Origin of the sequence: Quadrisphaera granulorum (assembly GCF_003149145.1) — a bacterium.
GTDB lineage: Bacteria > Actinomycetota > Actinomycetes > Actinomycetales > Quadrisphaeraceae > Quadrisphaera > Quadrisphaera granulorum.
In genome coordinates this window covers 108,997-120,906 of sequence record NZ_QGDQ01000004.1, presented here as the reverse complement: position 1 = coordinate 120,906, position 11,910 = coordinate 108,997, and the positions used below count along the sequence as shown (strand labels likewise).

The following is an 11,910-nucleotide window of genomic DNA, read 5'->3' as shown; positions in this document are numbered from 1 at the left end:
GGTGGGCTGCGTGAGCGACCTCATCGACACCACCGAGATGTACCTCAAGACCATCTTCGAGCTCGAGGAGGAGGGCACCGTTCCGCTGCGTGCGCGGATCGCCCAGCGTCTCCAGCAGAGCGGCCCCACCGTCTCGCAGACGGTGGCGCGGATGGAGCGCGACGGGCTGGTGGTGGTCAGCGGTGACCGGCATCTCGAGTTCACGGCGCTGGGGCGCGAGCGCGCCACCCAGGTGATGCGTAAGCACCGCCTGGCCGAGCGGCTCCTCATCGACGTCATCGGCTTGGAGTGGGAGTACGTCCACGACGAGGCCTGCCGCTGGGAGCACGTCATGAGCGAGCGCGTCGAGCGCCGCTTGCTCGACCTGCTGCACGCTCCCGAGGAAGACCCGTACGGCAACCCGATCCCAGGCCTGGCCGCGATCGGTGGCGTCGACGTCCCGGACACCCTCGACGGTTTGCAGACGCTGGTCGCCGCGGCATCGGCCACCCCGGTGGAGGTGCAGGTGCGCCGCGTCGGTGAGCCGGCGCAAGCCGACTTGACGGCCATGCTGCGGCTCTCGGCGCTGGGGCTGCGCCCCGGCAGCACGGTGCAGGTGTCGCGGGTGGCCGGGGGAGTACTCGTGGGGGAACCCGGCGAGGTGCTGTCTGACGACGTCGCCGTCCACGTCTTCGTCGTGAGTGTGTGACGTCCTCACGGGCGTGTGACCCAGGTCACGTTTAGCCACCGACTCAAGTTCCCAGAACGCAGAGTCACGCGTCACTACTGTCAGTCCTACCTCGAGAGAAACCTCACGAGGTCCGCACCGGGCGCTGAACCCTGCCACCGGGCGCGGTCGGGCGGACACCGCTGGCAGGGGCGGGGGACCCACGTTCCATGGGGCTCCTGGCGGAGCTCCTCGGGGTGCAGCGCGCACCCGGCCCGGTGACCCCGGACGGTGCGCGCCGGGCGATGACCTCTCGCCCGAACCCGACAGCTCACCCCGCAGGCGACGGAGAGGCCGAGTGGTCGACATGTCCGCGAACAGCAGGACTGCAGCGCGTCACCGCCGTCCGGTGCGCACCCGTACCCCCCTGGCCGTCATCGGCGATGCCGTCTCCGTGAACGCGACCACCGTCGGTCGCCGTTCCGCCGTCATCGCCGTCAGCGGTGGCCTGCTCGTCACCATGGGCCTGCCCGCCGTGGCCGCACCGCTGGTCGGCTCGGACGCCGCCGGTGACACCGCCACCCAGAGCGCCTCGGCCGTCACCGCTCCCGCCAAGGCTCAGGTCAGCTTCGCCCTGACGTCACTGACGACCGTCGATGCGGGCCAGTACCAGCACGATATGCGCGTCAGCGCCGGTGAGCGGTCCGCCATCGCCGAGCGCGCCTCGCGCGCCAACGACAGGTTCCAGGCCGCCAAGGAAGCCCGCGACGCCAGCCGCATCGCGCAGACCTCGGACGCCACCCCCGACGACAGCGACCCGAACGTCGACGCCGGCCCCCCGGAGCCCGGCGACGACGGCTCTGCGGCGCCGATCCCCTCCGGGAGCGTCTCCAACGCCTCGGTCATCGACATCGCCAAGCGGTACACGGGCATCAAGTACCGCTTCGGTGGCACGACGCCCGCCGGCTTCGACTGCTCCGGCTTCGTGCGCTACGTCTACGCCCAGCTGGGCAAGGACCTGCCTCGCACCGCCGCCCAGCAGGCCTCCTCCGGCACTCGCATCTCCGCGTCCGAGGCCAAGGCCGGCGACATCGTCAGCTTCACCGGCAAGGGCGGCGTCTACCACAACGGGATCTACCTCGGCGACGGCAAGATGATCGACTCGCCGCGCACCGGCAAGACCATCGGTGTGCACGACATCTGGTCGTCCTCGGTGGTCTTCACCCGCGTCGCCTGACGACTCACTGGCACGTGACCAGCCCGTGACGAGAACAACGGGTTAAGCACAGGCTCGACAGCGCCGTCCCGACGTACAGTTCCCCCGTGGTGCCGCCACATCCGCAGCGCGGGACGCTCGCCCAGCCGAGCCTCCCGGGTCGCCTTGCGTGCCGGCAGCGCCTCCACCATCGTCGCCAGTACCTCCACGGCCAGCCGGTGCTCAGGTCCAGTGCCGCGCGCCCTGTCGCGCGCCGTGCCACCAGCCCGGCCAGCCCCTCAGCCCTGTTCACAGGCGCCGTCCCTCACGGGACGGCGCCTGTCGCCGTTCTGGGGCGCTGTCTTCTGGGGCGGTGTCGGGTGCCCTTCCCATGACGCCACCGAGCGACCTGAGCCCGTGGACCGATCTCGACGAGGGGGTGGCCCCGTGAGGACCCTGGTGCTGAACGCCGGTTACGAGCCGCTGGCGGTGGTCCCGCTGCGACGCGCTCTGGTACTGGTACTGGCCGGCAAGGCGAACGTCGTCGTCGCCGACGAGGTGCCCGTCGCCTCGACGACGGTGACGCTGCCCCGGCCCGCCGTCATCGTGCTCAATCGCTACGTGCGCGTGCCGTTCGGGCGGTCCGTGCCGGTCTCCCGGCGCGGGGTGCTGCGCCGGGACGGGCACCGCTGCGGCTACTGCAACCGCCCGGCGAGCACGGTCGACCACGTGCTGCCGCGCAGCCGCGGTGGCCGTGACAGCTGGGAGAACCTCGTCGCGTGCTGCCTGCGCTGCAACGGCGTCAAGGGTGACCGGACGCCGGAGGAGATGGGCTGGCAGCTGCGCGTGCGCCTGCGCGCTCCGCATGGGGCGGCGTGGCTGCTGCGCGGTAGCGAGCACCGCAGCCCCCTGTGGGGCGGGTACCTGCCGGAGCTCGACGCCGCCTGAGCGTGAGGATGGGCGCGTGCCCCTCCCCACCACGCGCCCCGAGATCACCGGCACCTTCGGGGCCGTCGCCTCCACCCACTGGCTGGCCAGTCAGACCGGGATGGGGGTGCTGGAACGTGGCGGCAACGCCTTCGATGCCGCCGCGGCTGCCGGGTTCGTGCTGCAGGTGGTCGAGCCGCACCTCAACGGACCCGGCAGCGACCTGCCCATCGTGCTGTGGTCCGCGGCGGGCGGGGCAGACGGTGGAGCGCACGTCGTCTGCGGCCAGGGCCCCGTGCCCGCCGCCGCGACGCCGCAGGCCTTCGCCGACCTCGGCCTCACAGCCATCCCCGGTTCCGGGCTGCTGCCCGCCACGGTGCCCGGCGCCTTCGGCGCGTGGACCCTCCTGCTCCAGCGGTGGGGCACCTGGCGGCTGCGCGACGTACTCGAACCGGCCATCGGCTACGCCCGCCACGGCGCGCCCGTGCTGCCCCGCGTCGCCGCGACGCTGGAGTCCGTGACGCCGCTGTTTCTGCAGGGCGAGGGTGCGTGGACGACGTCGGCCGCCACCTACCTCACCGGGGACGACGGCGCCGCGCGCGCCCCGCAGCCCTGGTCCCGGCTGCGCCTGACCGCGCTGGCGGATACCTACGACCGGGTGCTGGCCGCCGCGGAGGCCGCTGGCCGTCGAGGAGGCGGTCGCGACGCGGAGTTCGAGGCCGCGCGCGAGTACTGGTACCGCGGCGAGGTGGCCGACGTCGTCGACAGGTTCTTCTCTGCTACCCGCTGGCGCGACGCCACCGGCGCCGTCCACGCCGGTCTGCTGCGCGGCTCCGACCTCGCCGCCTGGGAGCCGACCATCGAGCCGCCCGCGGTGGGGGGGTACCGCGACGTGCAGGTGCTCAAGACCGGTACCTGGGGCCAGGGGCCGGTGCTGCTGCAGGCGCTCGCCCTGCTCGACGGGCAGCTCGACGGGGTGGACGAGGACGACGACGACTGGGTGCACGCGTGTGCCGCCGCCTTCGACCTCGCGGTCGCGGACCGCGAGGCCTGGTACGGAGACCCGGTGGGGGCGGAGGAGGACGGCGCCGACGTGCCCTCGGTCACCGAACTTCTCGACCCGGCGTACACCGCCTCGCGGCGCGCGCTGCTCGGCGAGTACGCCGAGAGCGAGCTCCAGCCCGGCTGGCCGGGCGGAACCGTCCGCCGGTTGCCGCAGCTGCCAGAGCCGCCGCGCGTAGAGGCGCTCGCGGACGCGGGCCCAGCGGTGGGTGAGCCCACGGTCGACCGGCGTGAAGAGCTGTCGCGTGAGGAGCTGGGCCGTGGCGACACCGTCCACGTGGACGTCGCCGACCGCTGGGGCAACCTCGTCTCGGCCACCCCCAGCGGCGGGTGGCTGCAGAGCTCGCCGGTGATCCCCGAGCTGGGCTTCGCGCTGGGCACGCGCGCGCAGATGTGCTGGCTGCCCGGTGGCGGCTCGCCGCGCTCGCGGTCGCGGGCAGCGCGGTGGGGCTCGACGCTCGGGTCGACGCTGCGCCCGGGGCGCCGGCCGCGCACCACGCTCTCCCCGACGCTGCTGCTGCGCGACGGCGAGCCGTGGATGGCGCTGGGCACGCCCGGCGGCGACCAGCAGGACGCGTGGCAGCTGCCGTTCGTGATCCGGCTCGCTCACGCCAGCGAGACCGCGCTCCAGGCCGCCGTCGACGCCCCGACCTTCCACACCGAGACCGCGCCGAGCTCCTTCTGGCCTCGCCAGGAGGCTCCTGCCCAGCTGGTGATCGAGGAACGGTTCGGTCCGAGCGTCGCCGCGGGGCTGACCCGGCGTGGCTGGGACGTGCGACCGGTGGACGGGTGGTCGCTGGGACGGCTGTCGGCGGTGGCCTTGGACGGCGGGTGGATCCGCGCGGCGGCCAACCCGCGCGGCGCGCAGGGCTACGCCGTCGGCCGCTGAGTCAGCGCTCGGGCAGGCGCGGGCCGGGCGGTGCATCGGGCGTGAGGACGCCGGCCAGCGGGTCGCCCTCGGTGGCGAAACGCTGCGCAGCCTCGGTCAGCGACAGCTGGAACAGGTCATCGCCGAGTTCGTCCCAGCGGCGCGGCACCGCCGCCTGCGGGTGCTCGCGCCCCCGCGGCGACCACGGTGTGATGGTGGTCTTCGCGCCGTTGTTCTGACTCCAGTCGAGCAGCACCTTCCCGCGCCGCACGTCCTTCGTCATGACCGCGGTCACCCACGCATGGTCCTTCGCGAGCCCCACGGCGAGCCGCTTGGCGTACGCGGCGACGACGTCGGCGCCCTGCTCCCCGCTGATCGGCGCGTACAGCTGCAGGCCCTTGCTGCCCGAGGTCACGGGGACGGCGACCAGCCCGTCGTCCGCCAGGCGCTCCGCCACGAGCACCGCAAGCTCGGAGCACTCCGCCAGGCCCGTGCCGAGACCGGGGTCCAAGTCGACGACGAGCCTGTCGGGCGGTCGGCGGGCCCCGGCCGCACCGCCGGTGTCGGAGGGGTCGAGCCGCCACTGGGGCGTGTGCAGCTCCAGCGCCGACAGGTTGGCGAGCCAGACCAGGCCGGCCTCGTCATCGACGAGCGGGTACGTGACGAAGCCATCGCCGTCGTCGTCGCCAGTGCCCTTGACCTCCACGCTGCGCACCCACTGCGGCGTGCCGGACGGGACGTTCTTCTCGAAGAACCGCGGGCCGCCCACGCCCTGCGGCCACCGCACGCGCGTCACCGGCCGGCCGGCCAGCTGCGGCAGCAGCGCTGGAGCCACGTCGAGCACGTAGCTGACGAGCTCCGCCTTGGTGGTCGCGCGCCTGCCGGGTCCGCCCGGCCACAGCTCGCGGTCGAGGTGCGTGAGCTTCACACGCCGCCCCGCGATCTGGACTACCTGCGCCGCCGCGTCCACCACGCGCCCAGCCTGCCCCAGGCCGGACGCGTGGTGGTGTGCATCAGCTGGCGGGCGGGGTGAGCACGCCGTCGATGAGGTAGACGGTGGCGTTGGCGGTCTTCACGCCGCCGCAGATGACCTGCGCGCCGTTGACCTTGAGGTTGTCCGGGGTGCCGGTCACGTCCACCTGCTGACCCTCGACGGTGGTCTGCATGCCGATGACCTGCTCGGGCGTGAGCTGGCCGGGCACCACGTGGTAGGTCAGCACCTTCTGCAGCAGCGCCGAGTCGGTCTTGAGGGTCTCGATGGTGGCCGGGTCGACCTTCGCGAAGGCGTCGTCCACGGGCGCGAAGACCGTGAACTGGCTGCCGTTCAGCGTGTCGACGAGGTTGACGTTCGGGTTGAGCTGGCCGGAGACGGCCGACACGAGCGTCTTGAGCAGCGGGTTGTTGCTCGCGGCGGTCGCGACGGGCGCGGTCGCCATGCCGGACACCGAGCCGGCGCCGCTCGGGACCGCCGCGGCGTAGTCGGCGCAGCCCGGGCCCACGGGGCCGGAGGCCATCGCGGCGTCGGAGCTCATCGAGTCCGATGGCGCGGCCGAGGTCATCGAGTCCGACGGCGCCGTCGAGCTCATGTCGCCGCCGGACGTCGAGCCGGGGTCTGCGGAGCCGCCGCACGCGGCCAGGCCGAGCACCAGGAAGGCGCTGGCGGAGACGGAGAACGCGGTGGTGAGGCTGCGCTTCATGGGGGTACCTCCGTGTCGGGCCGCCGGGTGGGCGGCTCGTTCGCTCTGACACGGGTGGTTCGCAGCCGGTGGGCAGATGGATGGGTCACGATCAGGTCACGAGTTGTTCAACGGCATCAGAGCGCAGTGAGGCCCCAGCCTCCCGCGCGGTGCGGGAGGCCGGGGCCTCGCGGTGCTGGTCAAGCTGTCGGTGCGAGTTCGGAGCTGGCGCCCGCCCGGACTGGTGCCGGCTACTGCACGGTGACGGAGACCGAGTGCCAGCCCGTCGCGCCGTCGGGGGCGGGAGCAGCACGCTCCCCGACCTGGACCGCTCCCGTCCCGTCGACGGCCCGGACCCGCAGCGTGTGCGCCCCCGGCCCGGCCGCCGCGGCGTCCCACGCGTACGACCACTGCCGCCACGTGTCCAGGCCGTCTTGCGCGGCGAGCGTCGCGGGCTGCCAGGGCCCGTCGTCCACCTGCACCTCGACCGCGCTGATGCCGCGGGTCTGCGCCCACGCCACCCCGCCGACCGGAACGGTGCCCTGCGCGACCTGCGCGAACCCCTTCGGCACGTCGATCCGCGATGCCGTCTTGATCGGGCCTTGGTCCGACCACCCACGGGTGGTCCAGTACGCCGTCGCGTCGGCGAACCGCGTGACCTCCAGGTCCACCACCCACTTCGTCGCCGAGACGAAGCCGTACAGCCCCGGCACCACCATCCGCACCGGGAAGCCGTGCTCCAGCGGTAGCGGCTCGCCGTTCATGCCGACGGCCAGCAGCGCCCCGCGGTCGCGGTCGGTGAGTGCGCTCAGCGGCGTGGAGGCGCTGAACCCGTCGCTGCTGCGCGAGAGCACCATGTCGGCACCCGCCTGCGGCCGCGCCCGCTCCAGCACCGCGGCGATCGGCACCCCCAGCCACGTCGCGTTACCCGCCAGCCCACCACCGACCTCGTTGGAGACGCACGTCAGCGTCACGCGCGACTCGGCCATCGGCAGGGCGAGCAGCTCCTCGAAGGAGATCTCCACCTCCTCCTCGACCAGGCCGTGCACCCGCAGCGACCACGTGGCCGGGTCGATCGACGGCACGGTCAGCGCGGTGTCGATCCGGTAGAAGTCGGCATTCGGCGTCAGGTATGGCGTGGTGCCCACCACCCCGTTCTCCACGCCGGCTGGCACCGCGCTCGCGGGGACGGCCGGGGCGGGCAGCCGCAGCCCGGCACGCGCCGCCACCGCATCACGGGCGGCGCCGCTCAGCGCCCGGCCCGCGGCCGCCGCCGAGGCAGCCGCGGCGGCCACCCACGCGGTCGCCGCGAGCACCGACCGCCGGGTGGGGGAGGACGACGACGGCGAACCGTTGGCACCGTCGACCGCGCGCAGGCGCTCGACGAGCAGCCGCAACGCCACTCCGCCCGCGGCGAACCCGATCACCGACGGCGCCGCATCGAAGGGCCCGGCGCCCGCTCGCGTCACCGCCGCGCCCACGGCCACCACCCCGAAGAGCACCACGAGCGCCAGCCCGACGCCGCGTCGCCACCGTTCGGCCACGCCCGCCAGCGCCGCGAGCAGGGTGACCACCAGCGCCATCGAGGCCAGCAGGACGAGCTTGTCGTTGGTCCCGAACAGCCGGATGGCCGTGTCCTTGAGCCACGGCGGCACCCTGTCGATGAACGCGGAGCCGATCGCCAGCACCGGTGCGGACTGCGGCCTCACGAAGGCCGCCACGAGCTGGGCAACCCCCAGCGCCAGCCCCGCGCTGACCACGCCCACCAGCGCGGCGATCCCGGTGGACGCACGGGGACGCGCCTGCGTCGCGGCGGGTGAGGAGATGCTGGTCATGACCGGTGTTCGTCCCTCGTGGGCGCTCGGATGGGTGAGCGGGGCTGGTGGCGTCCGATCGGCCGCCGCACCCTGACCAGCATGCGCGCCATCTGGAAGGGAGCGGTGTCGTTCGGGCTGGTCAACGTGCCCGTCCGCGTGTACGCCGCCACGGGCACCAAGGACGTGTCCTTCCACCAGGTGCATGCCGCCGACGGTGGGCGCATCAGGTACCAGCGCACCTGCAGTGTCGACGGTGAGCCCGTCGCGTACGGCGAGATCGCCAAAGGGTACGAGACCGACGACGGCGACCTCGTCGTCCTGTCCGACGCCGACCTGGCCGCCCTGCCGCTGACGACGGGCCGCGAGATCGAGGTGGTCGAGTTCGTGCCCGAGGCGCAGGTCGACCCGCTGCTGTACGACAAGGCCTACTACCTGGAGCCCGACCGCACCGCCGCCAAGCCGTACGCGCTGCTGCGCGAGGCGCTGGTGCAGACGGAGCGCGTGGCCGTGGTGAAGGTGGCCCTGCGCCAGCGCGAGACCCTCGCCGTGCTGCGCGTGCGCGGCCAGGTCATCTGCCTGCAGACGGTGCTGTGGCCCGACGAGGTCCGCGAGCCCGACTTCGAGGTCCTGAGCGCTGCCGTCACGCTCAAACCTGCCGAGCTGGCCATGGCGGCCTCCCTCGTGGAGTCGCTCGCGGCCGACTTCGACCCCACCCAGTACACCGACGGCTATCGCGAGGCGGTCCGTGTGCTCGTGGAGGAGAAGATCGCCTCCGGGGACGTGCGCCGCGCTCCCGCGATGACGGAGGGGGCCGGTGGCACTGACGACGACGGCGAGGTGGTCGACCTGCTCGCGGCGCTGCGTCGCAGCGTCGAGCGCGCCCAGGCCCGCCGCGGCGAGGCCCCCGAGTCCGCCTGACAGCGCAGATCACGCCCGCAGCGGGAGCGGGGTGGCGTCGTGGAGTGCCGCCCCGCAGGCTGAACGGGTGGAGAGCACGTGAGCCGGATCGTCGCCGTGGCGCCCGTGCTCCCCGAGCACAGCTACCCCCAGGAGCAGATCACCGAGGCCCTCGTCGACCTCGTCTGCCCGCCGGGCTCGCCCGCCGCCGCGAAGGCGCCGCTGCTGCGACGCCTGCACCGCTCCGCCGGAGTGCAGCGCCGCCACCTCGTGAGACCACCGCACGAGTACGCCCACCTCGACGGCTTCACCGGCGCCAACGAGGCCTGGCTGCACGACGGCGCCACGTTCGGCCTGCGCGCCGCTCGCGAAGCGCTCGAGGCGGCGCGACTCGCCCCCGACGACGTCGACCTCGTCCTGTTCACCACCGTCACCGGCATCGCCGCGCCGTCGCTGGACGCCCGGATCGCTGGCCCGCTCGGACTGCGCCCGGACGTCAAGCGCCTGCCGCTCTTCGGGTTGGGCTGCGTGGCCGGGGCGTCGGGGCTGGCCCGCCTGCACGACCACCTGCGTGGGCACCCCGACGACGTCGCCCTGCTCCTGTCCGTGGAGCTGTGCTCCCTGACGGTGCAGCGCGATGACCCCTCCACCGCCAACCTCGTCGCGTCGGGCCTGTTCGGCGACGGCGCGGCGGCCGTCGTCGTCGTGGGGGAGCGCCGAGCCGCGGCGATGGGCCTGGGGGCGCCGACCGCCCGCAGCCCCCGGATCGTCTCGAGCCGCAGTCACCTCTATCCGGGGACCACCGACGTGCTGGGCTGGGACGTCGGTGGGACCGGGTTCCGCATCGTGCTCTCGGCGTCGTTGGCCGACGTCGTCGAGACCCACCTCGCCGACGACGTCAAGGCCCTCCTGGCTCCGCTCGGGCTCGACGCCGGCGACGTCACCCGCTGGGTGGCCCACCCCGGCGGCCCGCGGGTGCTCGAGGCCGCCGCGCGTGCCCTGGCCCTGGAGGAGGGGGCGCTGGCGCCGTCGTGGGCGTCGCTGGCGCGGGTCGGCAACCTCAGTTCGGCGTCGGTGCTCCATGTGCTCGCCGACGTGCTCGCTCGTGAACAGGAGGGGGACCAGGACGACGACGGCGGCGGGGCGCTGCAGCGCTGCGTCCTCTTCGCCCTCGGGCCGGGCTTCAGTGCGGAGCTCGTGCTCCTGGAGTGGGCCGGGGACACGCAGCGGTGAGCAGCGTCGGGTGGTACGCGCTGCTGCTGCTCGCGGTGGGGCTGTGGCGCCTCGTCGAGCTCGTCATCAGCCAGCGCAACCGGGCCTGGGCGCTCGCGCGCGGCGGCGTGGAGACCGGCCAGGGGCACTTCCCCGCGATGGCGGCGCTGCACACGGCGCTGCTCCTGGGGTGCCTGGTCGAGGTGGTCGTCGCCGACCGGCCCTTCGTGCCGGTGCTCGGATGGACGCTGCTGGGGGTTCTGGCCCTTACGCAGGCGCTGCGGATGTGGTGCATGCGCGCCCTGGGGAGGCAGTGGAACACCCGCGTGGTGGTGGTGCCGGGCATGCCTCGCGTGACGAGCGGGCCGTACCGGCTGCGCTGGCTGCCGCACCCCAACTACCTCGTGGTGGCCGTCGAGGGGGTCGCGCTGCCGCTGGTGCACTCGGCCTGGGTGACCGCGGTGGTCTTCACGGTGCTGAACGGCGTGCTGCTGTTGCGCTACCGCATCCCGGCCGAGGAGGTGGCGCTGGCGCAGCTGGCGCGGTGAGCCGGAATCCGGTCTGGAGTTTTCGCGACGGAACTCTCAAGGCTATCCGGGTGGGTGTAGTGGGTCTGGTGTGAAAGTTGAGGCTGATGGGTTTTTGGTAACGATCCGATATCGATAGGTCACGAAACGGACACAGCGCGCATGACGGACGTCGGGACGGGGAACCTCCGCCACCATGATGTGGATGGCCCTGGCGCTTCCCCCGCTGCTCCTGCCGGCGCTCCTCGGCTTCTCGGTCTTCGAGTCGAAGGTCATGACGGGGCCGTCTCGCGTCGATCGCCAGGCGGCCCCCACCGTCAGTGCGGACTGACGGCGGCTCGACCCGCTGACCCGCTGCGCGGATCATCGCAGCCCTCGCGTCGCCTGCCGAAGTACTGCGGCGAACGCGAGCAGCCGAGAGTGATCCAGGCGGCTCGCGGGGCCGGCGACGCCCATTGCGGCTCCTCCGGGCAGCGACACGGCGACGCAAGACACCCCGGGATGGAACCCTTCCTCGTCGACGGCGAAGCCCTGCTCCCGCGCTTCCGACACGCGCTGCGCGTGATGTGACCAGCCCTTCGGGTCCGCCTCGGCGAGTCGTTCGGCAAGTCTGTCGTTGCCTGCCAGGAGGGCGTGCCCTATCGCGGTGCCCAGGAGCGGCTCGCGCTCCCCGGGGGTGACGGTCAAGTGCAGGGGTTCGGTCGACTGCACGGCATCTGAGCACAGGTAATGGTCACCGGCCGCAAAGGCCAGATAAACGGTCTCCCCGGTCCGGGTGGCGACCTCCTCGAGCACCGGGCGAGCGCGGGCGCGTAGCGCTAGCTCCGTCTCGACCCTCGGTGGCAGGAGCTGGTCCAGCTTGCCCGTGAGGCGGTAGGGAGCGCCGCGGTGTCGCTGCTCCACGTACCCCAGGACTTCGAGCGTGCCCAGCAGGTTGTGCGCCGTGCTGCGGTTGAGGCCGAGGCCGTCGGCCAGGTCGCTCAGGCGAAGTCCGTCAGGGGCGGCGGCAAGCCGCTCGATCAGCGCGAAGGCGCGCTGCACCGACTGGATCATTCGCTCGGCGCCATTGGCCACTGATTCCAC

The 11,910-nt window shown here is 73.2% G+C and carries 12 protein-coding genes; 8 read left to right on the top strand and 4 right to left on the bottom strand.

From position 1 onward, the window contains the following. Positions 1-10: 10 nt before the first annotated feature. The 4 genes from BXY45_RS05240 to BXY45_RS05225 all read left to right on the top strand — a co-directional run bounded on the left by BXY45_RS05240 (position 11) and on the right by BXY45_RS05225 (position 4,719). Positions 11-688 (top strand): iron-dependent transcriptional repressor DtxR, encoded by a 678-nt coding sequence (locus tag BXY45_RS05240; protein ID WP_109773268.1) that lies wholly within the window; start codon positions 11-13, stop codon positions 686-688. 367 nt (positions 689-1,055) lie between these two features. Continuing rightward, positions 1,056-1,883, top strand: a complete 828-nt coding sequence (locus BXY45_RS05235; RefSeq protein ID WP_109773267.1) for a C40 family peptidase — start codon at positions 1,056-1,058, stop codon at positions 1,881-1,883. A gap of 405 nt (positions 1,884-2,288) precedes the next feature. Continuing rightward, complete coding sequence (locus BXY45_RS05230) at positions 2,289-2,789, top strand: HNH endonuclease (RefSeq protein ID WP_109773266.1); 501 nt, start codon at positions 2,289-2,291, stop codon at positions 2,787-2,789. Further along, positions 2,707-4,719 (top strand): gamma-glutamyltransferase family protein, encoded by a 2,013-nt coding sequence (locus BXY45_RS05225; protein ID WP_109773265.1) that lies wholly within the window; start codon positions 2,707-2,709, stop codon positions 4,717-4,719. Before BXY45_RS05230 ends, BXY45_RS05225 begins: the two co-directional genes overlap by 83 nt. Before the next feature lies 1 nt (position 4,720). Here BXY45_RS05225 and ligD read toward each other — a convergent pair whose 3' ends face one another. The 3 genes from ligD to BXY45_RS05210 all read right to left on the bottom strand — a co-directional run bounded on the left by ligD (position 4,721) and on the right by BXY45_RS05210 (position 8,209). Further along, entirely contained in the window at positions 4,721-5,671 is a 951-nt protein-coding gene (ligD, locus tag BXY45_RS05220; protein ID WP_211319241.1) for a non-homologous end-joining DNA ligase, read from the bottom strand. A gap of 40 nt (positions 5,672-5,711) precedes the next feature. Next, positions 5,712-6,395 (bottom strand): fasciclin domain-containing protein, encoded by a 684-nt coding sequence (locus BXY45_RS05215; RefSeq protein ID WP_109773264.1) that lies wholly within the window; start codon positions 6,393-6,395, stop codon positions 5,712-5,714. Positions 6,396-6,625: 230 nt separating this feature from the next. Continuing rightward, positions 6,626-8,209 carry a molybdopterin-dependent oxidoreductase gene (locus BXY45_RS05210; protein ID WP_109773263.1) on the bottom strand — a complete coding sequence of 528 codons (1,584 nt, stop codon included), beginning with the start codon at positions 8,207-8,209 and terminating at the stop codon, positions 6,626-6,628. An 81-nt stretch (positions 8,210-8,290) separates the two neighbouring features. Between BXY45_RS05210 and ku the strand changes: the two genes are divergently transcribed. The 4 genes from ku (at position 8,291) to BXY45_RS24475 (ending at position 11,158) form a co-directional block, all read left to right on the top strand. After that, positions 8,291-9,109: a non-homologous end joining protein Ku gene (gene ku, locus BXY45_RS05205; RefSeq protein ID WP_109773311.1), complete on the top strand. Its 819-nt coding sequence runs from the start codon at positions 8,291-8,293 to the stop codon at positions 9,107-9,109. A gap of 78 nt (positions 9,110-9,187) precedes the next feature. Then, a complete protein-coding gene (locus BXY45_RS05200; RefSeq protein ID WP_109773262.1) occupies positions 9,188-10,321 on the top strand; it encodes a type III polyketide synthase in 1,134 nt (377 codons plus the stop codon). Beyond that, positions 10,318-10,848, top strand: coding sequence for an isoprenylcysteine carboxyl methyltransferase family protein (locus BXY45_RS05195; RefSeq protein ID WP_109773261.1), 531 nt, complete (start codon positions 10,318-10,320; stop codon positions 10,846-10,848). Before BXY45_RS05200 ends, BXY45_RS05195 begins: the two co-directional genes overlap by 4 nt. A 184-nt stretch (positions 10,849-11,032) precedes the next feature. Continuing rightward, on the top strand, positions 11,033-11,158 hold the full coding sequence (locus BXY45_RS24475) for a hypothetical protein (RefSeq protein WP_281270553.1): 126 nt from the start codon (positions 11,033-11,035) through the stop codon (positions 11,156-11,158). A gap of 32 nt (positions 11,159-11,190) precedes the next feature. Here BXY45_RS24475 and BXY45_RS05190 read toward each other — a convergent pair whose 3' ends face one another. Beyond that, on the bottom strand, positions 11,191-11,901 hold the full coding sequence (locus BXY45_RS05190; RefSeq protein ID WP_146211090.1) for an IclR family transcriptional regulator: 711 nt from the start codon (positions 11,899-11,901) through the stop codon (positions 11,191-11,193). Positions 11,902-11,910 lie beyond the last annotated feature (9 nt).

Bases quoted from the DNA above. Each gene is read 5' to 3' on its own strand.
- BXY45_RS05210 (WP_109773263.1), bottom strand. From the start codon at position 8,209: ATGACCAGCATCTCCTCACCCGCCGCGACGCAGGCGCGTCCCCGTGCG.
- BXY45_RS05225 (WP_109773265.1), top strand. From the start codon at position 2,707: ATGGGGCGGCGTGGCTGCTGCGCGGTAGCGAGCACCGCAGCCCCCTGT.
- BXY45_RS05215 (WP_109773264.1), bottom strand. From the start codon at position 6,395: ATGAAGCGCAGCCTCACCACCGCGTTCTCCGTCTCCGCCAGCGCCTTC.
- BXY45_RS24475 (WP_281270553.1), top strand. From the start codon at position 11,033: ATGGCCCTGGCGCTTCCCCCGCTGCTCCTGCCGGCGCTCCTCGGCTTC.
- ku (WP_109773311.1), top strand. From the start codon at position 8,291: ATGCGCGCCATCTGGAAGGGAGCGGTGTCGTTCGGGCTGGTCAACGTG.